Annotated in this window: 20 protein-coding genes, 2 tRNA genes and 1 pseudogene; 14 read left to right on the top strand and 9 right to left on the bottom strand. The window is 53.9% G+C overall.

Going from position 1 to position 23,138, the window contains the following annotated elements:
* Window positions 1–31 precede the first annotated feature (31 nt).
* From CBW66_RS19025 to CBW66_RS19005, 5 genes are all read left to right on the top strand, one after another.
* The gene (locus tag CBW66_RS19025) at window positions 32–1,471 is read left to right on the top strand and encodes an MFS transporter (protein ID WP_086137590.1); all 1,440 of its coding nucleotides are present in this window, start codon (window positions 32–34) and stop codon (window positions 1,469–1,471) included.
* A 441-nt stretch (window positions 1,472–1,912) separates the two neighbouring features.
* On the top strand, window positions 1,913–2,383 hold the full coding sequence (locus tag CBW66_RS19020) for a nuclear transport factor 2 family protein (RefSeq protein ID WP_170932909.1): 471 nt from the start codon (window positions 1,913–1,915) through the stop codon (window positions 2,381–2,383).
* Window positions 2,384–2,392: 9 nt separating this feature from the next.
* A complete protein-coding gene (locus tag CBW66_RS19015) occupies window positions 2,393–2,953 on the top strand; it encodes a TetR/AcrR family transcriptional regulator (RefSeq protein ID WP_086137589.1) in 561 nt (186 codons plus the stop codon).
* Window positions 2,954–3,980: 1,027 nt separating this feature from the next.
* Window positions 3,981–5,483, top strand: coding sequence for a hypothetical protein (locus CBW66_RS19010; protein WP_205701148.1), 1,503 nt, complete (start codon window positions 3,981–3,983; stop codon window positions 5,481–5,483).
* Window positions 5,484–5,488: 5 nt separating this feature from the next.
* Complete coding sequence (locus CBW66_RS19005; RefSeq protein ID WP_139841604.1) at window positions 5,489–6,523, top strand: hypothetical protein; 1,035 nt, start codon at window positions 5,489–5,491, stop codon at window positions 6,521–6,523.
* Between the two features lie 180 nt (window positions 6,524–6,703).
* Here the strand turns inward: CBW66_RS19005 and CBW66_RS19000 are convergent, their stop codons facing one another.
* Window positions 6,704–7,021: a BPSL0067 family protein gene (locus CBW66_RS19000; RefSeq protein ID WP_230492035.1), complete on the bottom strand. Its 318-nt coding sequence runs from the start codon at window positions 7,019–7,021 to the stop codon at window positions 6,704–6,706.
* Window positions 7,022–7,505: 484 nt separating this feature from the next.
* On the opposite strand from CBW66_RS19000, the gene CBW66_RS18995 reads away from it, so the two are divergent.
* Both CBW66_RS18995 and CBW66_RS18990 read left to right on the top strand, forming a co-directional pair.
* Window positions 7,506–8,105: a hypothetical protein gene (locus CBW66_RS18995; RefSeq protein ID WP_086137586.1), complete on the top strand. Its 600-nt coding sequence runs from the start codon at window positions 7,506–7,508 to the stop codon at window positions 8,103–8,105.
* 4 nt (window positions 8,106–8,109) lie between these two features.
* Window positions 8,110–9,168 carry an ATP-binding protein gene (locus CBW66_RS18990; RefSeq protein WP_139841603.1) on the top strand — a complete coding sequence of 353 codons (1,059 nt, stop codon included), beginning with the start codon at window positions 8,110–8,112 and terminating at the stop codon, window positions 9,166–9,168.
* Between the two features lie 311 nt (window positions 9,169–9,479).
* Here CBW66_RS18990 and CBW66_RS28630 read toward each other — a convergent pair.
* Together CBW66_RS28630 and CBW66_RS28625 are read right to left on the bottom strand one after the other, a co-directional pair.
* A pseudogene (locus CBW66_RS28630) lies at window positions 9,480–9,623 on the bottom strand (integrase core domain-containing protein); the annotation flags it as partial.
* A gap of 394 nt (window positions 9,624–10,017) precedes the next feature.
* Complete coding sequence (locus CBW66_RS28625) at window positions 10,018–10,746, bottom strand: hypothetical protein (RefSeq protein WP_139841602.1); 729 nt, start codon at window positions 10,744–10,746, stop codon at window positions 10,018–10,020.
* 1,119 nt (window positions 10,747–11,865) lie between these two features.
* Here CBW66_RS28625 and CBW66_RS18980 point away from each other — a divergent pair.
* The gene (locus tag CBW66_RS18980) at window positions 11,866–12,183 is read left to right on the top strand and encodes an AlpA family transcriptional regulator (RefSeq protein ID WP_205701147.1); all 318 of its coding nucleotides are present in this window, start codon (window positions 11,866–11,868) and stop codon (window positions 12,181–12,183) included.
* A 37-nt stretch (window positions 12,184–12,220) separates the two neighbouring features.
* Here the strand turns inward: CBW66_RS18980 and CBW66_RS18975 are convergent, their stop codons facing one another.
* The 4 genes from CBW66_RS18975 to acs all read right to left on the bottom strand — a co-directional run bounded on the left by CBW66_RS18975 (window position 12,221) and on the right by acs (window position 16,671).
* A complete protein-coding gene (locus tag CBW66_RS18975) occupies window positions 12,221–12,844 on the bottom strand; it encodes a DUF4102 domain-containing protein (RefSeq protein ID WP_086137582.1) in 624 nt (207 codons plus the stop codon).
* A gap of 10 nt (window positions 12,845–12,854) precedes the next feature.
* A complete protein-coding gene (locus CBW66_RS18970) occupies window positions 12,855–14,144 on the bottom strand; it encodes an integrase arm-type DNA-binding domain-containing protein (protein ID WP_086137581.1) in 1,290 nt (429 codons plus the stop codon).
* A 221-nt stretch (window positions 14,145–14,365) separates the two neighbouring features.
* A tRNA-Ser gene (locus CBW66_RS18965) sits at window positions 14,366–14,456 on the bottom strand.
* A gap of 208 nt (window positions 14,457–14,664) precedes the next feature.
* A complete protein-coding gene (acs, locus tag CBW66_RS18960) occupies window positions 14,665–16,671 on the bottom strand; it encodes an acetate--CoA ligase (RefSeq protein WP_086137580.1) in 2,007 nt (668 codons plus the stop codon).
* Between the two features lie 297 nt (window positions 16,672–16,968).
* Between acs and CBW66_RS18955 the strand changes: the two genes are divergently transcribed.
* From CBW66_RS18955 to CBW66_RS18930, 6 genes are all read left to right on the top strand, one after another.
* Window positions 16,969–17,583 (top strand): YqhA family protein, encoded by a 615-nt coding sequence (locus CBW66_RS18955; protein ID WP_086137579.1) that lies wholly within the window; start codon window positions 16,969–16,971, stop codon window positions 17,581–17,583.
* Between the two features lie 79 nt (window positions 17,584–17,662).
* Window positions 17,663–19,204: a fumarate hydratase gene (locus tag CBW66_RS18950; protein WP_070218188.1), complete on the top strand. Its 1,542-nt coding sequence runs from the start codon at window positions 17,663–17,665 to the stop codon at window positions 19,202–19,204.
* Window positions 19,205–19,269: 65 nt separating this feature from the next.
* A complete protein-coding gene (murI, locus tag CBW66_RS18945; RefSeq protein WP_086137578.1) occupies window positions 19,270–20,115 on the top strand; it encodes a glutamate racemase in 846 nt (281 codons plus the stop codon).
* Window positions 20,116–20,257: 142 nt separating this feature from the next.
* Window positions 20,258–20,333, top strand: a tRNA-His gene (locus CBW66_RS18940).
* A gap of 281 nt (window positions 20,334–20,614) precedes the next feature.
* Window positions 20,615–20,845: a hypothetical protein gene (locus CBW66_RS18935; protein WP_086137577.1), complete on the top strand. Its 231-nt coding sequence runs from the start codon at window positions 20,615–20,617 to the stop codon at window positions 20,843–20,845.
* 69 nt (window positions 20,846–20,914) lie between these two features.
* A complete protein-coding gene (locus CBW66_RS18930) occupies window positions 20,915–21,115 on the top strand; it encodes a hypothetical protein (RefSeq protein WP_086137576.1) in 201 nt (66 codons plus the stop codon).
* A gap of 171 nt (window positions 21,116–21,286) precedes the next feature.
* Here CBW66_RS18930 and CBW66_RS18925 read toward each other — a convergent pair whose 3' ends face one another.
* Both CBW66_RS18925 and CBW66_RS28620 read right to left on the bottom strand, forming a co-directional pair.
* Window positions 21,287–21,997 (bottom strand): hypothetical protein, encoded by a 711-nt coding sequence (locus CBW66_RS18925; RefSeq protein WP_086137575.1) that lies wholly within the window; start codon window positions 21,995–21,997, stop codon window positions 21,287–21,289.
* A 62-nt stretch (window positions 21,998–22,059) separates the two neighbouring features.
* On the bottom strand, window positions 22,060–23,109 hold the full coding sequence (locus tag CBW66_RS28620; RefSeq protein WP_139843061.1) for a hypothetical protein: 1,050 nt from the start codon (window positions 23,107–23,109) through the stop codon (window positions 22,060–22,062).
* Window positions 23,110–23,138 lie beyond the last annotated feature (29 nt).

The raw sequence follows: 23,138 nt of genomic DNA, 5'->3' as shown, positions 1-23,138 counted from the left end.
CGCCGCCGCCATCGTGCTGAGAGGTCAACAAATGTCTATATCTTCCGTACCGGCGATGCCGCCACCGCTGCTGCGCAGTGGCGTATCGACCTGGATCGCTACCTTCGTCGCCTGCGTGTGTGCCTTCATGGTCGTGGTGGACGGTGCCATCGTGAACGTCGCGCTACCGGCGATGCGCGATGACCTGGGTCTGTCACCTGTCCAATTGCAGTGGGTAGTCGACATCTACCTGCTGTTGCTGGGTGGCTTCATGTTGCTCGCTGCACGCGCCAGCGACATCTATGGGCGCCGGCGCCTTCTGCTGTGGGGTCTGACGCTGTTCACTGGAGCCAGCCTGGCAGGTGGCTTTGCGACTTCCGGGAGCATGCTGCTGGCATCGCGCGCAGTGCAGGGTTTGGGCGCGTCGATACTGGCGACCTCACCGCTGGCAGTCATCGTCGCCGCCCACCCCAAGGGGGCGAGTCAGGAACGAGCGATCGGCCTGTGGGCGGCCTGCGCCGCGATGGGCTCCGCCTTTGGCGTGGTCATTGGCGGCTTGCTGACGAGCCTAGCCAGCTGGCGCTGGGTGATGTTCGTCAACATACCTGTCGGTATCGTCTTGGCCGCGGTTGTTGCCGGCTGTCTGCGCCCACAGCTCACAGGCGACGCCCGGGCGAAGCTGGATGTTCTGGGAGCGTCCACTGTCACGCTGGCGTTGGCCTCGTTTCTCTATGCGATCTCAGAATCGGCACATGCCGGTTGGATATCCAGTACCGTGCTCAGTGCCCTGGCTACCGCGCTGATCATGTTCGTCGCCTTCATCGCGGCTGAACGCCGTTCGGCTCAGCCCCTGATCAATTTCGAAATATTTCGCCTGCGAAACGTAACGGTCGGAATGGCTATGGTGTTGAGCCTCGGCGCGGTGCTCACGGTATCTATGTTCTTTCTGTCGCAGGCGCTGCAGCGGATTGACGGGCGCAGTCCGCTCGACACCGGACTGGCTTTACTACCAATGGCTTCGGCGCTGGCTATCGCATCGATCGCATCACGCCATTTGCGGGACGCTGGCTTTAAACAGTTGCCCTTTATTGGCAGCCTCGTGTCGGCAGCAGGCCTGATCTGGCTCAATTGGCTACCTGTTCATCCATTGCAGGTCAGCGAATTTCTGCTGCCTACATTGCTGGTCGGCGCTGGCAACGGCTTGGTGATGATGAGTGCCACGCAAGCAGTTCTTGCAGGCGTTCCACGGAAAGACTCGGGACTCGCAGCAGGACTACAGAACACTGCACGCCAGTTAGGCGGCGCGGTGGGCATAGCAGTGCTAGGTGCAGTCGCCCATTCGGTAATGGCAACGCAACTGGCCACCGGGCAACTCCCCCAGGCGGCCGAACTTGCAGGTTACCGGTTCGCATTCTTGATAGCAGGCATCGTCAGCGTTGTCTCGGCAGTTGCATCGTTAATGCTGAAGCAGGCGCCCGCAACACCAGAGTAGCGAGGAATTCCTTGGCGGCAGCCTGAACTTGGAGGTCGGAATCGGGGCCGGGGTCAGATACCAGACGCGGGGTCAGATCCGTCATTTGGACACGGATTGGTGCTTGGGGTGCCGTAAAAGCCTTTAGGTTTCTGTCGCCGGCATCGCGCGCCGAGGACGTGCGTTCGTAGCTCTAACTGAGCCGGCCTCTGCAGTGTTCAATGTATCAGCCCGTGTCCAAATGGCGGACCTGACCCCCGCCCTCGCAAGCAAACACACCACCGCAGAGGAACATGCAAGGTTTCTCTTGCCAACATGGCCAAAAACACGATCGCCTGTAGTGGCCGGTGTAAGCCCCACTTTTCCCTAAAAAATCGCTTGCAATGTGCGGGGGACTGGACTAAAGTCTCTGTACTGATCGGTACATTGTGTTCCGATCAGTACACTAAAGGAAAAATTACCATGTCTATCCGTCCACCACTGCCACCTTTCACCCGCGAAACAGCAATTGAGAAAGTCCGCCTTGCCGAAAATGGCTGGAATACTCGCGATGCAGAGAAAGTCGCCCTCGCCTACACCGAAGATAGCTGGTGGCGCAATCGCGCCGAGTTCGTTCAAGGCCGCGAAGCCATCATCGCGCTGCTGAAGCGCAAGTGGACGCGCGAGTTGGACTACCGTCTGATCAAAGAGTTGTGGGCCTTCGATGGTGCACGTATCGGCGTACGTTTCGCCTATGAATACCATGATGATTCTGGTCAGTGGTATCGTGCCTATGGCAACGAAAACTGGGAGTTCGATGAACATGGTCTGATGCATCACCGTCATGCTTGCATCAATGAACATCCGATCAAGCCTGAGGAGCGCAAGTTCCTGTGGGACAATAGTGGCCCACGCCCGGCTGACTATGCAAGCCTGAGCGATTTCGGGTTCTAAGGAAGATTAATGGCTAGAGTAATTGCGGAGCGGGAAGATGTCATCCCGATGCTGGCGGAAGTGTTCCGCACCTATGGTTTCGAAGGAGCGAGCCTGGCTCGTATTACCGAAGGTACGAAACTAGGGAAGAGTAGCATCTATCACTTTTTCCCGGGCGGCAAAGAGGAAATGGCTGAGGCCGTGCTTGCTCATGTTGATGACTGGTTCAAGCGGAATGTCTTCGAATCGCTGAATGAACGTTCAGATGCCGTAGAAGGCATCACGGCCATGTTCGACGATGTGGGTCGTTACTTCCTCTCTGGCCGCCGTGTCTGTCTCGTTGGCGTATTCGCACTTGGAAATGAGCGCGATCGCTTTGCCGACAGAATCCGCGATTACTTCGCTGCCTGGATCGACGCGCTTGCAGCTGCGCTGGAACGGACTGGACGCAAGCCACAAGAAGCCCAAGCTCTCGCCGAAGAAGTGGTTGGCAGTATCCAGGGTGCCTTGGTTTTGGCCCGTGCTTTTGACCGAACGGATGTCTTTACGGAGACATTGAAGCGCCTCCGAAAAAGCCTGCTGACTGATTGAGCGCATACACATACTCCCCAGAGGCGCTGGGGTCGGCTGGGCGCTGGGGTCAGGGTCGGCACGCACTGGTGCTTCAGGAGTTTTAACAGGGGCGCCAGAGTCAGCTCAGCCATTTGGACATGGACTGATGCATCGGGCGCTGTAGAAGCTTACTCAGTCGAAACCTGATTAGAACCACGAACGCGCGCCGCAGGCGCGCGAAGCTGCCGCGCAGTTGGTTTCGGAAACGGCCGGACCCGGTAGGCCCGGCCCTTCAAATCCCCGCGCAGGGCACGCAGGCGCCCTGCTTCTCTTCGCCACGCACAAAAGCAAAAGGCCACCCGAAGGTGGTTTTTTGCGAGAGGGGGATTCGAATCATATCTGGCAAAGCGCATGGACTGCTGATTTCGACAGATGGTAGATTAAAGAATACCCCCAACGATGCCCTTACCAAAAAGTTTCCTACCTACACCACGAATTAATGCAACAAAAAATATCCATTCGAGCTAAGGATTGAAAATCCTTGTGTCGGTGGTTCGATTCCGCCCCGGACCACCAAGAATATGCCTCACGAAACGCCAACCATCACCGGTTGGCGTTTTTGTTTGTAGAGTAGAAAGTCCTTGCGTCCGGTCTATTTCCGACCAGCGTCCCACCACACTCCCCTCCGCGAAACCGCCAGAATCATCCAATCGTCCGGAGTGTCCAGCGCCTCGTCATCGTGCTGCCCACAAATGACCGAGATGCCCATGCATCCATTTGTTCTGCGTTGACCAGTTTGACAATCCCCTCAGGTGTAAGACCACACCATTCCCCCGCGCCGCCACGTCCCAAGTGTCCAGCTTGGCCTTTAACAGCTGTCCAGTTTCAGCGGAATACGCACGCAGACGCAGGCCATCGGAACGTTTGGTGGCTGCAAAAGTTTTGTGGCTGCAAAAGTATATTCTCTGCTCCGGATGTTGATGCAATACAATTGTATTTCCAGGTAGAACGGCATCGCGGGCGGTAGCGCAAACGAAAAGCCTACGCTCAACAACACAGGTGCCGCATGCTTCACGAATCGAACGAACTCCGACTGGATCTTCCCGCCTTCAAGGTCGTTGATGACAGCATTGAGGTCGTATTCGATTTCTGCGCGACCGCGCCGTCTTCTGGGCGATCAGCATCCGACGACATTCTCGCTGGCTTGAACCACGTTCAACGTGAGATGCAGTCCACACAAGATCGGATCGATGAGCTGGACCAGCAGATTGACCGCCTGACCAACCATGCAGACCACATTGATAACAGGGTGGCCGTTGGAAGCGGCTTGCTGGCGGGACTGATAGATGTGTTTTGGGTAGGCGAATTCAGCTTCGAGCGTGGCAAAGCCTGGAGTAATCATGCGGTTAACGACTTCGTCATGAAGAGTGCCAAGGCGCAAGGCTACAAAGGCGAACGCCTGGATGGCGCCATCGAATTCTTGGAAAAGAAGTTTCCGCTCCCAACCGACAACATCTGGAAAAACCAAAACGCAAAAATCTCGGCCAGAAGTCATCACCTTGATGACTTGGCTCACCATCCGACGCCAATCGGCCTGTTCTTTTCTATCCTGACACAGTTTACCAAGACAGGATATTTCCAAAATAGTGAGGGCACCTTCCTGCCCATCGACATTGATGAAAATGGGTTGAAACTGATCGGCTCTGACATTCCCTCGAAGATCTTTTGCGGCACAGTCAACTGGTTTTTTCACCTTGTCAGCGATATGTCTGGCAGCAACAAGACGGCCGGCGCAGGCATGGGCATCCCCGGACCTATGGTGTCTTTGCTCAAGGAGCTCTCAACCATTCCAAGCTTGGACAAGACGGGCCTGCCAAAAAAACTTAAGGAGATTTTTGTAAACGAGCGATTCGATCTGCGCGCTGAATTGGCCGTCTTGCACGAAGTAAAACGCCAGGCAGTGCCTGTGTTGATCAACGAAGTGCTGGTACGTGCCTTTTATTTCATTAGCCGCCTGGTGACGGAGGTAAAAGCCAAAAAATCGTTCCAGGACATCGAATGGAAAAAGACGCTGCCTTGGAAAAATCGCACCATCGCACGGATGCTCACTATCGCCACCGGTACCTTTACGGCCGTGGACCTTGCTGATGCGGCCATTCGCGCCGCACTGAAATCTGGCGGCAACTGGGGACAATTTGGCGCACAGCTGCTACTGCGCGTGAACTTCGTGGGGATTGGCCGCTTTACGGTCGCGGTGTACTCCGACGTATCGATGGGCGCACAAAGGAGCCGGGCACGTGATGAGCGCATCGCGGTGCTGAGCCAGCAACTGCACTGGGCCAATGCCAAGGTCGCCTATCTGCAGGCCGACATGTGGCAAACCGCTACGCACACCGAAACCTGCCTACGGGAGGCCGAACAAATCATGTCCCAGTCCATGGACATCTTTGCACGTGCATGGAAAGAGAATCGCTCGTCCCTGCAGCGGATCGGGACGATGCGAACCGGCATTGAAGCCAACAACCCTGGACTTATTGACGACATTCACCAGCTCCTTAAATGGGGCTAATTAATATGACTGCTTATCCGGAAATACAGCGCGACGACAACAGGCTGCCTGAACTCATTCAGGCCCAGATCGGGAAACTCAATGAACTGGATGAGGGAGTGAAAAAAGCGCTCGCCGATGCGGAACTCGCCGAGACCAGTGCGAAAAAAGCACGCGAGCAATCAGCAGACCGAGGTTTTTTTACCGACAAGAAAAAAGCCGCCATTGAGGGGCTTCAGCAGGCGGGTATTGCACTGGCTGACGCAGTCACATCGGGCACTAAGGCTCAGAAGCTGTCTTTTGAAATGCAAAAACGGCTTGCCGATGTCACCAAATATCTCTTTACCTTGGGGGTAAGCAACATCGCCGCCAACCGCACCGTGGTGCGGGAACTGGAAATGCGCCTGCGCAGCGCTTCTGAGGAGGAGTTGTCCGAGCTGGCACGCACTGAAGTACTATCCGTCATCAAGCAATTGAAGGAGCAGGAGGATTTGCTCCGAAAGCAAGATCAGATGGGGAGAACGCTCGGCGGGCACGATACCAAAATCAGCCTCTTGCTGGATCAGACCGATGATCTAGGGCAGGCTGTCAAAGAGCAGGTAGACCTTTACCATACTCTTGCCGAAACGGTCGGCACATTACAGCAAGAATCCGAGCGGCAGCAAGCAGACCTGTCGAGCCTTCAGAAACAGTCCCTTGCACAGCAGCTCGAACTCGAAGCGCTCGGCAAAGGGCTGGTTCATGCGGACTCTCGGACTCTAGCAGAAACCCAGGAATTGAAGCTACGGCTCCAGGATCAGCATGCCCAACAAACCACCTTTGCCAACTTGCTGGAATACTTGGAACAGTCTTCGCAATCGCGGCAGCAAGAAATCAAGGCCCTTCAGCAGCACATCGCGGCACAGCAAGAGGAGCTGGAACACCTTAGAACCGCATCTAATCAAGCTGGTTCGCAGGCTGAGCAATCAATCGCCAGCCTGCGCTCACGCCTCAATATGCGCACCGCTCTACTGGCTATATGGGTGATGGCAACTCCTGTCGCAATCTATTTTCTGCGCTAGCGGCGTCTTGGCGCAGCGGGATGAATGATTTTGGTGCAACAACAAGTCCCGGCTTGAAAATCCTTGTGTCGGTGGTTCGATTCCGCCCTGGGGTACCCAAGGAGCATCTTTCACGCAACGCGCGTGAGGTCAAGTCCGCCATTTGGACACGGATTGGTGCTGTGGTTGCAGTAAAAGCCCTTAGGTCCTTGTCGGCAGCATCGCGTGCCGAGGAAGTGCGTTCGTTGTTCTAACTGACCCGGCTTCTGCAGTGCTCAATGTATCAGCCCCTGTCCAAATGGCGGACCTGACCCCGGCCTGCGACCAATGATCCATGACAATGATCCCGTCCAGCGTCTGTCCCATATACAACGCCGCGTGATTGCCTTGCTGATGATTCGCGTACTTCCCGTTGATAAACGTGGCAATGGCCGTGCCCTTGCGCAGCAAACGGTTACCCAGCACTGCCTCGCCCTGCTTCCAGGCAAATGTGGCTGGGGCGCCCGCGTAATGGCGGATCAGCGCAACGCATTAATGATTGCTAACCATGGAGGTTTTTTCCAGGTCGGCGACTTTGGCGTAGGTGTAGGGCATGGGACCCTCCTGGATTGGCGGGAGAGGCTTACGATACATGTGGAAAACTGTGGCGGATTGAGATGGGATAAGGTTTGAGCGGGAACGGGTTATTTCGTATGATAGGTCCGTGTCCGCAGAAGCGGGCCGCGAGACGGGTCAATCATTCAAAGTGGCAAGGTTTCATGCGAAAACGGCATCTGAATAACGTAGCAGAAAATGAAATTGAGCAGGTATTGTTAGGTAAAAGCACTCGATAAATAGCTAAGGTTGTACTCACATGGCATAGCCAAACCTGCTTCTGGGAGGTCATAAATTCTTACACGTTACTTTCAAATTGATCAACTTGAATTGCATTCCAGAAATTTTTGCCGTACCATGAGCATTTTAATAATTTGACGATTTCAATGTCAACGTCCAAGAGGAAAAAATGTTTACATGGCTACAAACAAATGTTGAGTGGATCTTTAGCGGTTTTGGCGTGGCAATCGCGATTACGCTTTGGGGATTTGTTAAAAAACCCAGACAAGAAAAAATAGAGCCATCGCCAATCACAATAAATAATACGATCTCTAACAACGTCACCCCAGAAAAAAACAATGAAAAAAAAATAGGCCAACCAGAAAATTTGGAAAATGAAAATCCATTTAAAAAAAATACTAGGATATTATTTATAGACGACGACATAAAATTTCAGGTTGTAAGTATACTAAAAACCGCAGGCTGGAAAAACACAAAGATATTAAAAGACATTCCTGCATTAGATTGCTTTGATGTAAACGATTCGAACATTCTTTTCATAGACATCCAAGGTGTTGGAAAAGCCTTGGGATTTTCCGATGAAGGGCTTGGCTTAGCGCTAGCTATAAAGAAAAAATACCCAATGAAGAAAGTCATAATTTACTCAGCACAAACAACGGGTGAACGCTTTCATCAAGCTCTCAGAACTGTTGATTATTCGCTTCCAAAAAATTCAGAACCATATGAATTTATACGGCTAATCGAAGAGTATTCGTGTGAAATAGGATGATGGAGTGGAAAATTTACATATTTTATTAAAAGATATTCAAAACAACACAATATTTTCCAATTTGCCGCCTCAATGTGGTGCATGTGTACAGTTGTGCAATTCTGAAAATGAAATAACAAATTCTTGTGGCGAAAAAGGAAAAAGACGAAGAGGTTTAAGTCTTTCGACTAATGGTAGCATTTTCATATGTAGCAATGAATTAAACCTACTTGAAAGTGGAAAAGTTTTCAAAAAAACCTTACACCTATATAGGTCAATGATTTCACATTTTCATGAAGTAAAAACTGCAATTGCAAAGAAAGAAGCAGAACGCGTAAATCGCTTATTTCACAATTTAACATCACTAAACGGACATTCAATACAGGAAATTTATGCACTAATCCCCCAAGAAAAACTTTTAGAAAATTTTCGAAATCAAAAGAAGGTAGTTAAAGAGTATCTTGAAATAGATCCATCGGCGGCGGCTGAGACGATATTGAGACTACTTAAGAATGAAATGTCTGCAAAAAGCGAATTCTCAGTCTACAGAAAACTATATGATCCGAACCCTGTTTTGCGAGTCGCAAAACATGAAATTCACAAGGTTATTCTAAATGTAGTAACTTTATTTTTTCAAGACTTAGCAGACAGAAATGTAAAGGTATACATATCAGCAAGCAATCAAAAATTGAATTTTGACTACGATTCATTTCAAGTAGCAATTTATCACATTTTAGATAACGCTGCGAAATACGCGGAACCAGACACCGATATTATGATCGGCTTCGTCTCAGAAGTTGATAAATACAAAATTTCCTTCGAAATGACAAGTCTTCATATCTCACCAGATGAATTGGATCTGCTATTCGAGGAAGGGTACTCTGGAGTACAGGCTAAAATCTTTGGCGGGGCTGGATCGGGCTTGGGAATGGGATTGATTCGACAACTTTTAGAACTAAACAATGCAAAAATATATATTAAGGCCGGGGCACCACAACCTTCATCAAAAGCTATTATTTTTGAAGAAAGAAAGTATGCAAAAAATAGTTTCACAATAGAATTTCCAAAAAATAATATCGCATAATAAATATTAAAATATTAATTTAAAAGTATTTACCCATAATGCATATTATTATTTGGTTATTTTTGGAAGAGCCAAGCCAGTAGGTCTTCCGCCCCCCCCCCACAGAGGGGAGCAAGGGTCAGGTCCGCCATTTGGACACGGATTGGTGCTGTGGTTACAGTTGATGCCTTTAGGTCTTTGTCGTCAGCATTGCGTGCTGAGGACCTGCGTGCGTTGTTCTAACTGACCTGGCTTCTGCAGTGTTCAATGCATCAGCCCGTGTCCAAATGGCGGATCTGACCCCGACCTTTCAGTTATACCGGTGCATCAGGTTCCCGTTGTGCCTCTCGTGCCGTCATGTAACCAGTTGACGGTAGCCTCTCCGTTTTGAAGCTGCTGAACAGCCGTTCCATGAGTGAGTTATCCCAACATTTTCCCCGACGGCTCATACTCTGCGGTATCTGATAGCGCCACAAGCAAGGGAACGAGGGTCACAAGGGAACGAGGATCAGGTCCGCCATTTCGAAACGGACTAAGGTATTGAGCGCAGTAGAAGCATGCTCGGTCGAAAACCTGATTAGAACAACAGAAGCGGCAATGACCTGCAGCCAAGCGCCTCAGCGGAAGCGAATCCCGTAAAGCGTATCCACTCATAAATCTCTTCAAAATTGTTTTTGGCTAGATACCTCCTCTGTTGCAGTGGCGGGGCTTTCTGGCTGGCGAGAAATTACACATTAAATAAGAATTATTTTCGTTAATTTTTTTAGGTGAGGGTTTAGGTTAGAGTGCAGGTGTTAAGTGGCAGTAAGCATGGATAACCGATTTCGACGCATGGTAAAGCGCCACTTCATCAGTAAGAACTTCGTCAGACTACATTTTCCACTCAGCAAGGCACGCTAAGTACCCCCCGAGGACCAGTTTGATCCTAACCATGTCGCCATAATCTGCAGCGTGGTAGCGATACCGATCCTCCTGCACTTCAATCCAGTCGTTGAACATCATACCTTGGGTTCGTTGCTCTCCCATCTCACACCAATTGAACTGCAAGAGCATCATGCGCTGCATGCCACGAGATCCAATTTCACCGTATAAAGGAGCGATGTCGCATTCCTCGAACGCATCTCTTTGCTCATCGCTTAGCATTGCAAGCGGATGACACCACAACAACGTAGGATCACCTCTGCAAGGCTGACTCAACTCAAATGCCGCATGCCCTCGCGCCAACTTCACAATCACGCTATTGATGCGCGCCAGTTCGATTGCAAATATGGTTTGGTCATTATTAATCGTTTTGGCTGCATCCAGTTTTGCCCTTAGTGCTGGAGAGCGGTTGAGAATATCAGCAATATTTCTGCGTCTTATTTTATCTGGACTAGTTGAGCCTGCTATAACTGCCTCTACAAGACACGCAACGTACTCTTCGTCCAGCGAGAATCCGTTATTACAAGGTCGGCACGCACCGACGATAGGCAAATTCTCAGGCAAGGGGGCGTCTAAAAATACTTTTGAAGGGACATGCTCTCGCGTTTCTGCCATGCCACCGCAATAAATGCAGCCAACGATCAGGCGATTATCTGCAAACGAGTCCAAGTGCTTCATGTTTTTTCCTTGGTTAGTATTTCATACAAGTTGTAGTGGTTTAATGTACCCGGACACTGATTTAGGCGATCATGTTCACCACGGAGAGGTGTTTGAATCTCCCCATTTTTAGAGCACTAAAAGTAGATGTTAAATGGCACAGCCAAGCTTCATTTTGATACTTCCTCTCGCCGTAAAACAAACCCTGCCTGCAACTACAAAGACATCCCCGTTTAACCGTTGAGCACGAAGTGCGAATAAGCAGGTGGGAAGTTAGCTAACCGCAGGTTAGCTAACTTCACCTATCCTGCCCCGCTTCGCGCAGCGACTAATCCACAAAAATCGTCGGACACAACTTCGACCAAACCATTTTTTTACAGGTACGAAAGCAAATTTAGCAGGAATGTATGCCGAAACTAGCACGGTAGTTCCGCCCTGTACAGCGACTGAAACCCTTAAATCACCGGGTAGTACCTCGGTCGAACCATTTTTTTGCAGGTACGAGAGCAGATTTAGCAGGAATGTATGCCGAAAGTAGCACGGTTGATCAGCGGTAATAGGCAGCGTCCAAGTGGGAACATTTGACATGCATCTGTACCGACCTTGATCAATGTCAGCAACAAATTTTTATAGTCTGCTGTACGAGTGCTACACGGCAATAACGCGTTTCTCGTCCAATGGCCGCGCCTGTCTGCACGGACAGAAAAACAACTTCCCTGGAGGTCGTTCGAAACGATTGCTGGAAGGTATTGATGACACGGGATGCAAGCAATCGCATGCGCATGTTGCGGCTGTACGGTAAAAGGGGCCAATGAAATCCAGTCGATGGCAATGCATCTATCGCATGAAGGATGCGCCCTCGATTGCCCAATTTTTAGCTGCTAAAGCTTCCACGAACCGGCTCCTGTGTCCAGCCTTGATCTCACGCATAGTGCGCGGCAGGCTTGATCTAAGTGGCATGGCAGGCCAATTCTTGTTGCGCCAGCCATTACGGCATTCGATACTGGACACGTATTTTCGGAATAATGATTGCGAGCGCGTTTCCGCGAAGGACGAATCGGTGGCAGGGCAAGGCCTGCCGCATATGCCATTCGCCCCGGTGTTGCCGCTGGCATTTTTGGTTTACGAAGGGGGGACGCCATGAAACCTGCGACAGCCGAATACCTGAACAAGCACCGTGTAGAACCGCGTATGGGCGAAGAGCGCTTCATCCGCTTGGGCGAAGTGCTGGCAACCTGCGGCAAGTCGCGCAGCAGCGTTTATGCGAGCATCAAGGAAGGCACTTTCCCTGCCCCGGTCAAGCTGCAGGGACGCTCCTCCGCCTGGCTCAAAAGCGAAGTGATACGGTGGATGCAAGCGTGCATTGAGGCGAGCAGGCCAGCAACCACAGCATCCACGGCAATCGAAAATTCATCAACCAGCAGGCACATAGGCACCCAAGGACCTGGAGCAAAATGACCCCGAGAATATAGCAGGACACCTGCGGATAGGTAGGCTACTTCCGCCGCTGCGCCACCCTGGCATCCCTCATGGCCTCGATCAAATCATCTTCATCGATGCCCGATCCAAGGCAGCCAAAGACGATGTCGGCACAGTAGTCGTACAACAAATCAATCACCTCTACGCTACGCTCCTTCTGGATTTTCTCCAGCATCGCCTGCATGTCGCTTCGCACGGATTCATCGGCCTCGACGCGGCTCAGCGCAGGGAATACAAGGCCGTGCAACCGCTCCAGCGCTTGCCTGCCAACCTGGCTTACGCAGCGCTCCACCTTTCTATCGTCCATGGCAACGGGAAGCAGGCAATGCCGCCTGACGGGCTTCGGTGAACGCATGTGGGCCGCGTCGAACTCTGTACGCGGGTCCAGCCCGTCATGCAGCATCTGGCGTGCGACTGCACGGCGGCATCGAGCAAGCGTTGGCGATACCTCCGGGTAGTGGCCGAATGTCAGGGCATTTTCCTTACCGTCCTTTTGCCGAAATTTCATGCGCCAGATCTTCGAGCCAGTCGGCATGACTTCAACATACAGGCCGTAGCCGTCGAATAACCTGAATGGTTTGTCCCCAGGCTCCGCATGTATCAGCTGTTGCTCTGTCAGAGGTTCAATTCGTCTTGGCATGGCTGTCTCCTTAACGACGCGGCGCTGGCCAAACCAGTTCCAACGATCCATGATGGCCTGGCTGCGGCGTATCACCGCGCTCCACGGCCTCCAGGTAGTCGGCCCACTCCTGCATCATCTTGCGGCGCTCCGACAGGAACTGGGCGCGGTCGTAGGCGCTGGCCACCTTGTCCTTGGGCGCGTGCGCCAGCTGGCGGTCCACCACTTCATGGCGGTAGCCCAGGCGCTCCTTGATGGTGCTCATTGCCAGCGCCCGGAAGCCGTGGCCCGTCATGCGGCCCTTGTAGCCCATGCGGGCCAGCGCCACCAGCAGCGTGTTGTTGCTCAGCGGCTTATCGTGGTCGCGCTGGTTTGGAAACAGGTACGTGCCGCGGCCCGTGATGGTGTGCAGCTGGCGCAGCAAGGCCAGCGCCTGGCGCGACAGGCAGACGTGGTGATTGGTCGTGTCGGGGTTGACGGTCAGCTTGCCGCGCTTCATGCGTTGCCAGGGAATGATCCACTCGCCCTTCTCCAGATCGACTTCGCTCCATGGCGTTTCTATCAGTTCGCTGGTGCGCACGAAAACCAGGAGCATCAGGCGCAGCGCGATGCGCGTCGGCTCGAACATGCGCGCCTCGTTGCGCGCCAGCGCGTCCAGGAAGGCGGGCAATTCATCGGCGTCGATGGCGGCGTAGTGCGAGGCGCGCTTGGTCTTCAAGACGTCCTTCATGTCCACCACCAGGTTGCGGTCGGCCAGGCCGCACTGGATGGCGTAGCTGAATATCTGCGAGCAGACGGCTTTCAGGCGATGCGCAATCTCGGTCGCACCGCGCGCCTCGATCTTGCGCAGCGTGGCAATCAGTTCGCGGTGCCGGATTTCCGTGATCGGCCGGTCGCCGATGCTTGGAAAAATATCGGCTTCCAGGCGCTGCAGCATGTTCCTGGAAGTGCGCTCGCTCCATGTCGGCACCTTGTTTGCGTACCACTCGCGGGCGATTTTCTCGAAGGTATTGGATGCTTTTTCGGCGGCGAGCCGCCTGGCGTCATCGCGGTACTTGCCAGGGTCGATACCCTGCAGCTGCAAGCGGCGCGCCTCCGTGCGCTTTTCACGCGCCACCATGATCGAAATTTCCGGATAAGGTCCGAAGGTCAGCGTATTTTCCTTGCCATTCGATTGACGGAATTTCATACGCCAGATCCGCGAGCCGCTGGGCATCACTTCAACGTACAGGCCACCACCATCGAACAGCTTGTATGACTTTTGCCTGGGCTTGGCATTCTTGACCTGGAGTTCGGTCAGGGGAGGGATAATCTTGGCCATGGCTGGTCTCCTCAGCATATGCGTCAGAAATCACTTTAGACCAGCGAATCAGGGCTTGGTTCGAGACATGGGGTAAGCTCATCTGTAATCCAGCCCTGATTTGGACTGGCTGCAGCTGGACAGTACTGGACGCCAGAATACAAAAAAACCGCTTTAGCACGGGCTAAAACGGTTTTTTGTGGACGTTCTGGGACTTGCTTGAACTGGCCAATTTGTATCTGTGGCGGAGAGAGGGGGATTCGAACCCCCGATAGGCTATGAACCTATACACGCTTTCCAGGCGTGCGACTTCAACCACTCATCCACCTCTCCTGCAGGCAATGCGTCTACTTGCTCGCATTGCGTACTATTTCTCGCTTGTCGCGAAGCCGCAGATTATAGCAAAGATTCTACGGACTGCCAAAGTTATTTACCGTGGGGTAAAAGTGCAACCCCGGCAAAGGCTGGGGGCAGGCCCTCGGCAACGACGACGCACCGTCATTGCCAACCTAACCGGGACTCCCCCATGCACCCAGGGCTGTTACGACGCTTCCTTCAGCTGCTCCAGGATGGCCGGGTTTTCCAAGGTCGAGACGTCTTGCGTGATCGTCTCGCCCTTGGCCAGCACGCGCAGCAGGCGGCGCATGATTTTGCCGGAGCGGGTTTTTGGCAGGTTGTCGCCGAAACGGATTTCCTTCGGTTTGGCGATCGGGCCGATTTCCTTGCCGACCCAGTTGCGCAGCTCCAGGGCCAGCTTCTTCGCTTCCTCGCCTGTCGGGCGCGCTTGCTTGAGCACCACGAAGGCGCAGATCGACTCGCCTGTCGTGTCGTCCGGACGCCCCACCACGGCGGCTTCGGCCACCAGCGGGTTGGCGACCAGGGCCGATTCGATTTCCATCGTGCCCATGCGGTGGCCCGACACGTTCAAGACGTCATCGATGCGGCCCGTGATGGTGAAGTAGCCGGTGTCCTTGTTGCGGATGGCGCCGTCGCCTGCCAGGTACATCTTGCCGCCCAGTTCTTCCGGGAAGTAGCTGGACTTGAAACGCTCGGGGTTGTTCCAGATCGTGCGGATCATCGATGGCCATGGGCGCTTCACCACCAGAATGCCGCCCTGGCCATTCGGCACGTCCTGGCCCGCTTCGTCGACGATGGCGGCCATGATGCCAGGCAATGGCAGGGTGCAGGAACCGGGTACCATCGGCGTCGCGCCAGGCAATGGCGTAATCATGTGGCCGCCTGTTTCCGTTTGCCAGAAGGTATCGACGATCGGGCATTTCTCGGCGCCGATGTGCTTGTAGTACCACATCCACGCTTCCGGATTGATCGGCTCGCCGACCGTGCCCAGCAGGCGCAAGCTGCTCAGGTCGTAGTTGCTTGGATGGACTTTCGGGTCCACGTCGGCCGCCTTGATCAGCGAACGGATGGCCGTCGGCGCCGTGTAGAAGATGCTGACGTTGTGTTTCTTGATGGTTTCCCAGAAGCGGCCCGCGTTCGGGTAGGTCGGGATGCCTTCGAAAACCACTTGCGTGGCGCCCACGGCCATCGGGCCGTACGCGATGTAGCTGTGGCCCGTCACCCAGCCGATGTCGGCCGTGCACCAGAACACGTCGTCGGGCTTGATGTCGAAACTCCACTTCATCGTCAGCGCGGCCCACAGCAGGTAGCCGCCGCTCGAATGCTGCACGCCCTTCGGTGTGCCGGTCGAGCCGGAGGTATACAGAATAAACAACGGATGCTCGGCATCGACCCATTCCGGTTCGCATTGCGCGCTCTGGCCTTCGACCAGGTCGTGCAGCCACGTGTCGCGGCCGGCCACCATCGGCAAGTCGCTCCCCGTGCGTTTATATACGATAACGTTTTTGACGGAGTCGCAGCCGCCCAGCGCCAACGCTTCGTCGACGATGGATTTCAAAGGCAGCTTCTTGCCGCCGCGCAATTGCTCGTCGCCCGTAATGACGGCCACGGCGCCCGCGTCGATGATGCGTTCCTGCAGCGATTTCGCCGAGAAGCCGCCGAAGACCACGGAGTGGGTGGCGCCGATGCGCGCGCAGGCTTGCATGGCGGCCACACCTTCGACGGACATCGACATATAGATGATGACGCGATCGCCCTTGGCGATACCCTTGGATTTCAGGCCGTTGGCGAACTTGCAGACTTTTTCGTGCAGTTCTTTATACGTTGCCTTGGTGACGGTGCCGTCGTCCGCTTCGAAGATGATGGCCGTCTTGTCGCCCAGGCCGTTTTCGATGTTGCGGTCCAGGCAGTTATACGACACGTTCAGCTGGCCGTCCTCGAACCATTTATAGAATGGGGCGTTGTCTTCGTTCAGGGTGCGGGTGAACGGCTTTTTCCAGCTCAGATTCTCGCGCGCCAGCTTGGCCCAGAAGCCTTCGTAGTCGCGTTCGGCATCAGCCACCATGGCGCGGTAGGCGTCCATTCCGGAAATTGTTGCCTGCGCGGCAAACGCTGCCGACGGTTCAAATATGCGCGACTCTTCTGGTCCCTGCTGCTGTGTGCCCTGCCCTTGGTTCTCTGTACCGGCCATGCTAGTCTCCAGTGTAGTAATTGTTTGCTAACACAATATTCCTGCTGTCTTACGGACGCCTTACAGTCGGCGCTTTCCTCGATCAATTCTAACCATAATCGCCACAGGCGATGGGCGTCAAGGGGACGCTGTACAGTATTTTCACTGGGAAAATGCAGGCTGCGCCGAAGCTTCAATACCACTTGGTATTTCATCAAACGCAATAATCCAGAGCCAGGCCATGCGCAGTGATCGGTAGCAAGTGTAAAATATCGGGCATGCCAAAAATTGGTATTTACTCCCCCAGGAAACCTCCACATGATCGACCACCTACCACCGTCCAAAGAACAGACCAAGCTGCATCCGCTATCCGCCTTCATCTTCATGTCGCGCTGGCTGCAGTTGCCGCTGTATCTGGGCCTGATCCTCGCACAATGCGTGTATGTCTTCCATTTCTGGGTGGAACTGTCCGACCTGATCGGCGCCGTGTTCGGCAATGACGCGGCCCTGCAGCACGTCTTGACGGCCGTGGCCGTACCGGGCGGCGCCCTGCCGACCAAGCTCAATGAAGCGACCATCATGCTGGTGGTATTAGGCCTGATCGACGTGGTCATGATTTCCAACCTGCTGATCATGGTGATTATCGGCGGCTACGAAACGTTTGTGTCGCGCATGCACCTCGACGACCACCCAGACCAGCCGGAATGGCTGTCGCATGTGAATGCGTCCGTGCTGAAGACGAAATTGGCGATGGCCATCATCGGTATCTCGTCCATCCACCTGCTGAAGACCTTTATCAACGCCAACTCGTACAAGATCGAAGTGATCATCGCGCAAACGGTGATCCATATGGTCTTCATCCTGTCGGCGATGGCGATTGCCTACACGGACCGCATCATGACGGTGACCCAGAACCAGGCCCGTCCGCACTAAACCAGAAGCCCATGGCTGCCAGCGGCGCCATGGGCTTTTCACCAAGAGTCTTACCCTTCTTATCCACCGCGAGAACACCATGACTGTCATAAAGCAAGAAGACCTGATCGAATCCGTCGCCGCAGCGTTGCAGTACATTAGCTACTACCACCCTGCTGATTACATCGAGCACCTGGCGCGCGCCTACGCGGCCGAGCAAAGCCCGGCGGCAAAAGATGCGATCGCGCAAATCCTGACCAACTCGCGCATGTGCGCGGAAGGCAAGCGTCCTATCTGCCAGGACACGGGTATCGTCAACGTCTTCCTGAAAATCGGCATGGGCGTGCGCTTCGAGGGCTTCAGCGGCACCGTCACCGACGCCGTCAACGAAGGCGTGCGCCGCGCGTACAACTTCGACGATAACAAGCTGCGCGCCTCCATCGTGGCCGACCCGCACTTCGACCGCAAGAACACCAAGGACAACACGCCGGCCGTCGTGCACATGGAACTGGTCGAAGGCAATACCGTCGACGTGAAAGTCGCGGCCAAGGGCGGCGGCTCGGAAAACAAATCGAAGATGATCATGATGAACCCATCCGACTCGCTGGTGGACTGGGTCATGAAGACCGTGCCGACCATGGGTGCCGGCTGGTGCCCGCCCGGCATGCTGGGCATCGGCATCGGCGGCACGGCCGAAAAAGCCATGCTGATGGCAAAAGAAGTGTTGATGGAAGACATCGACATGTTTGAGCTGAAGCAGCGCGGCCCGCAAAACAAGCTGGAAGAACTGCGCATCGAACTGTGCGACAAGATCAACTCGCTGGGCATCGGCGCGCAAGGCCTGGGCGGCCTGACGACCGTGCTCGACGTGAAAATCATGATGCACCCGACGCACGCCGCGTCGAAGCCTGTCGCCATGATCCCGAACTGCGCCGCCACGCGCCACGGCCACTTCGTGCTGGACGGCTCCGGCCCGGCCTACATGACGCCGCCATCGCTGTCGTCGTGGCCGGAAGTGCACTGGACGCCGGACACGGAAAAATCCAAGCGCGTCGACCTGAACACCCTGACGAAAGAAGAAGTCGCTTCGTGGACGCCGGGCCAGACCTTGCTGTTGAACGGCAAGATGCTGACGGGCCGCGATGCCGCGCATAAACGCATCCAGGACATGCTGGCACGTGGCGAAGAGTTGCCGGTCGATTTTAAAAACCGCGTGATCTATTACGTCGGCCCCGTCGACCCTGTGCGCGACGAAGCCGTCGGCCCGGCCGGTCCGACGACCGCCACGCGCATGGACAAGTTCACCGACATGATGCTGGAAAAGACGGGCCTGATCGCCATGATCGGCAAGGCCGAACGCGGCCCGGTCGCCATCGAATCGATCCAGAAGCACCAGTCAGCCTATTTGATGGCCGTGGGCGGCGCCGCCTACCTGGTATCGAAAGCCATCAAGCACGCCAAGGTGCTGGGCTTTGCCGACATGGGCATGGAAGCGATCTACGAATTCGACGTCGTCGACATGCCGGTGACGGTGGCCGTCGATGCGAAGGGTACGTCGGTGCACAACACGGGCCCGAAAGAGTGGCAGGCGAAGATCGAGCAACTCAATAGCGTCAGCAAGATTCCCGTGACGGTTGCTTAAACAAGCTCTACCATGAACGCCGCGCGGCACACAGCGCGGCGTTTTTTTATCTTCTTCGGTTTTATATGACTTCTATTGCAAGCACTGCCCGCCCAGACGCACCCATCGGCATTTTTGACTCCGGCGTGGGCGGCCTGTCGGTGCTGCGCCATATCCGCGCGCAGCTGCCGCAGGAAGATTTGATTTACTTCGCCGATTCCGCCTACGCCCCATATGGCGACAAGACGGAACAGCAAGTGATCGACCGTTCGCTGGCGATCACCGCGTTTTTATTGCAGCAAGGCGCGAAAGCACTGGTGGTGGCGTGCAACACGGCCACCATCGCCGCCATCAAGGCGCTGCGCGCGCGCTATCCGGACTTGCCCATCGTCGGCGTCGAGCCGGGCCTGAAACCGGCAGCCGCCATCAGCCACAACGGCAAGATCGCCGTGCTGGCCACGGAACGCGCCTTGCGCGGCGACAAACTGCTGGCCCTGCGCGAACAGGTGAGCGCCGCCACGGGCGCCACGTTCATCTTGCAGCCCTGCATCGGCCTGGCCGACCGCATCGAACAGTGCGAGCTGGGCAACGATCCGCTGGACGCCACCAGTGCCATGCTCGATCGCTACATTGCGCCCATGCTGGAACAGGGCGCCGATACCCTCGTGCTCGGCTGCACCCACTACCCGTTCGTGCAGGACGCCATCGTACGCACGGTACGCGCACATACGCAGGAAACGATTACCCTGGTCGACACGGGCGACGCCGTGGCGCGCCAGCTGGCCCGCCTGCTCGACGCTGCCAGCCTGCGCCGCACCGGCAACGATGCGCCGCAGCTGCAAGGTTACACGACGGCCAAGGTCGAATCCCTGGCGCAAGCCTTCGCCGGTTTGCTGGACTTGCAGCCGCCCGTCGCGCACCTGTCCGTGTGAGCCGTGCGAGCAAAAGCGGGCGTTTTCATGCAATCTTTCGATTCTTTAAAAAAGACTGCATTTAGATTTGCCACTTTGCCGAGTTCTTTGTATAATTCGGCACCTGTTCAGCAAAACAGCTAAACAGGCAAGTAAGACAGTGGTGGCTGTAGCTCAGTTGGTAGAGTCCAGGATTGTGATTCCTGTTGTCGTGGGTTCGAGCCCCATCAGCCACCCCACAGAATGCGTAGGAAAATTAAAGGGTTACATGTTTCGGCTTGTAACTCTTTTTTGCATTTTCCAACGGGTTTTCTTATTTTCCAATGCGATCAAATTTCGGCGCTTCCACTGCGCAGGGCCAGTATGGGCCGCGACCGCTTTTTCCAGATCCGCTTGAGTGGTAATCACTGAAACCTCTGTTTCCCCATCAAGTGGCACCAGCACTCGTCCAGGCCGCTGATCCGCCACAAGCTCAGCGCTCCAACCTATCGCCCCCAATGCCGTACGCGAGCAAATGGAAATGGAAACTATCGAGCTTGAGAACGTCCAGGAACACCAGTTCAGCACCATCATTGCCAACGCGGACTGGCGCTTGAACGACCTCACCAAATTCATCATTGCCGAGCAGACGCACTCGGTGCCACGCCAGTTCCTGTCCTCCAATTCAAAAGGCCAGACCTATACGCGGTCGGGGATGGGGTCAGTATGGCAGGATGCCATGTTCGAGTGGATCGCGTCGTTCGATGCATAGGCGGCGGCACTCGCTCGCAAGCGGGCCGCCGAGCTGGAATACATTCTGGCGTACAAGAAGGGGCTGAAAGTGGCGAAGTACGAGGCCGACTACAGGCTGGCAGACCACGCACAGTATTTTTCACTGCAGGATATCCGGCCGGCCGCCATCACGGCCAAGTTCGACCAACGCAACGTCGACGCGTATGATTTTGCTGCTCATGCGAACCCAAGCACCACGCACAAGCACTATTACCGTAGGAAAATAAAAAAAGCTGGCGCTACCGAGTGAGCAATCTCTTTCGGCTGGTCACTCACACCCATCTCGAAATGGAGCCCTACTATCATCCCAGCCCGGACGATGTCTTTCTGTCCGGGACTCATTATTCAACAAATGACGCAAACAGAGGCATACGCCTTTAAGCGGCTGTTCATCAACGCCTGCGAGCCACTGGACTGGTCCCTACAGTTCAAACCAATTTTCCAAGTCTCGCGGGTCGACAAGGATGACTCTCTCAAAACTATGCTCAATCGGTGGATTCAAGCCGCAGCCAAATTTGCAATAGTCCTCGGCCTCCATGTGAAGATCAACACGGTTGATTAGAACGAGCCACCATTCCCTGTATTTGCGCCTATGCGAAGCAATCTTTCGCTCCTTTTCTTTCACACAAAGCCGTAGATTCTGTTCAACTAACTCCATGACGGCACCGCCGGCATCCATATTAGAACTTCCCATTAAGGTAAAAAAATGGTCCGACTTCCTACGTGTGCGCACGAGGTCAAGCTCAAATTTTTCACTGAATTTTAAAGTGATTGCATCGCGAGGATCGGTGACCTTGAACTGATTTAGTTGAGCGATCAATACAGGTTCAAGACTCTTCCAATCAAGAGGTCTACGGAACTGCATAACAACGTTCCATGACTCTCCCGCAATCGATGGCCCTAGCGTCTTTAAAATTCTATCCATGCGTTTCCATGCACCAGTGACAATTTTCTCAAAACCTTCCATTTTATCATCCGAAAGAACATAGTTCATATTCAATCGTCTGACCTCAACAGCAATGGTTTTATCAATTAAAAAATCCGGAGTAACGTTACCATCGGGCTCTGACTCAACTATACCTACATTCAGAGAATTCAAAAAATCGGAGGCGATTAGTTCATCTCTATTCATAATCGTATAATTTTTTAAAAGGAGGGCGAGAACGCAAACATGCAAACTTCAGGTGCGGGCCGTCAGGAGGCGAACCCACCGATTCGGATTGCACGCGTGGCCTCATAGAAACAACAATCTCGGTCGTTGAAGGCCATACGGACAACCAATCTTTTCCCAGCTGGAATATCAAGCGCAGTGCGAATTGCCAGAACATTTTGAGTGACGACGCTTTGCCAATAATCAATCTCCAAAAATATTTTAWCGCAGTTGACCACGTCCTCGAGCAAATCTCCAGATGCAACCGTTCCGCCAGTTGGTGGAAGGTACACAGTGCCATCACTAACTGCAATCGGAAAGTTAGCATTGTAACTACGGAGCGTGGAACGATCAGCAGCCGTGAACAGCTCCTGGTGCAAGCCGCCATGCTTTCCCTTAACGATAAGCGCAGGCCAGTTATCATGCAGAATTTGAAGGAGTTGCGTATTAACCCAGTCGTTGTGAGGTAACACCTGAATCAAGAACACCTCGGCGTCCGTTATCACGCAGAATAACAATTGGCCAGTGCCTTCCTGACGAAAATGCAGATGGTGTATCCCCCACGAGTTGAGCAGTGGATCATTTTTGTCGGATTTCCCTTTGAGAACAGCCCGGCTCAAATAAGGCCTTAGATCCCCGCCAGCCTGAATTATTGTCACAAGGTTCTCATAATCTAAAAGATGCTCTGAGGGTATCGAAAGTTCGCGAGATTTATAGGTTGCTCGGGGTTTGATTTCCGGAATACGACGGCGGTAAGCATTGAGAAAGCGTATGGTGTTTTTTTCTGGTGTGCAGAGATTATCGTACTTGAGTTCACATTCAGGAAGAGCCGTATCTCGAAGGTGCGCTACCCAATCATTTTTGAAATCCGTGTCAACTTGATCGGGGGTAGAACCGATACTAAGCTCCTCCATAGCAACAACTTCTACATTTGGAATAAATAGATCTGAGACGCGAAAATACGATCCTGCCTCCTGGCATCGAGCTGCCATCTTTCCCATCGCCGCTGCAGCCGCAAGGGGGCCGTCCTTGGAATGGGTTACAAACGTCCGGGTGAAGCCCTTAATTTTTGAAAGATATTCTTCATTCATCATTTTTACCCTGAAAATTATCTTCTAAACAA

Origin of the sequence: Janthinobacterium sp. GW456P (assembly GCF_002127655.1) — a bacterium.
In the GTDB taxonomy this organism is placed as follows: domain Bacteria; phylum Pseudomonadota; class Gammaproteobacteria; order Burkholderiales; family Burkholderiaceae_D; genus Janthinobacterium.
Note: the sequence above shows the minus strand (reverse complement) of the source record. Positions and strands in the feature narration are given on the sequence as shown.

Coding starts and splice junctions, on each gene's coding strand:
- CBW66_RS19025 (WP_086137590.1), top strand. CDS start 32: ATGTCTATATCTTCCGTACCGGCGATGCCGCCACCGCTGCTGCGCAGT.
- CBW66_RS19020 (WP_170932909.1), top strand. CDS start 1,913: ATGTCTATCCGTCCACCACTGCCACCTTTCACCCGCGAAACAGCAATT.
- CBW66_RS19015 (WP_086137589.1), top strand. CDS start 2,393: ATGGCTAGAGTAATTGCGGAGCGGGAAGATGTCATCCCGATGCTGGCG.
- CBW66_RS19010 (WP_205701148.1), top strand. CDS start 3,981: ATGCTTCACGAATCGAACGAACTCCGACTGGATCTTCCCGCCTTCAAG.
- CBW66_RS19005 (WP_139841604.1), top strand. CDS start 5,489: ATGACTGCTTATCCGGAAATACAGCGCGACGACAACAGGCTGCCTGAA.
- CBW66_RS18995 (WP_086137586.1), top strand. CDS start 7,506: ATGTTTACATGGCTACAAACAAATGTTGAGTGGATCTTTAGCGGTTTT.
- CBW66_RS28625 (WP_139841602.1), bottom strand. CDS start 10,746: ATGAAGCACTTGGACTCGTTTGCAGATAATCGCCTGATCGTTGGCTGC.
- CBW66_RS18980 (WP_205701147.1), top strand. CDS start 11,866: ATGAAACCTGCGACAGCCGAATACCTGAACAAGCACCGTGTAGAACCG.
- CBW66_RS18975 (WP_086137582.1), bottom strand. CDS start 12,844: ATGCCAAGACGAATTGAACCTCTGACAGAGCAACAGCTGATACATGCG.
- CBW66_RS18970 (WP_086137581.1), bottom strand. CDS start 14,144: ATGGCCAAGATTATCCCTCCCCTGACCGAACTCCAGGTCAAGAATGCC.
- acs (WP_086137580.1), bottom strand. CDS start 16,671: ATGGCCGGTACAGAGAACCAAGGGCAGGGCACACAGCAGCAGGGACCA.
- CBW66_RS18955 (WP_086137579.1), top strand. CDS start 16,969: ATGATCGACCACCTACCACCGTCCAAAGAACAGACCAAGCTGCATCCG.
- CBW66_RS18950 (WP_070218188.1), top strand. CDS start 17,663: ATGACTGTCATAAAGCAAGAAGACCTGATCGAATCCGTCGCCGCAGCG.
- murI (WP_086137578.1), top strand. CDS start 19,270: ATGACTTCTATTGCAAGCACTGCCCGCCCAGACGCACCCATCGGCATT.
- CBW66_RS18935 (WP_086137577.1), top strand. CDS start 20,615: ATGGAAACTATCGAGCTTGAGAACGTCCAGGAACACCAGTTCAGCACC.
- CBW66_RS18925 (WP_086137575.1), bottom strand. CDS start 21,997: ATGAATAGAGATGAACTAATCGCCTCCGATTTTTTGAATTCTCTGAAT.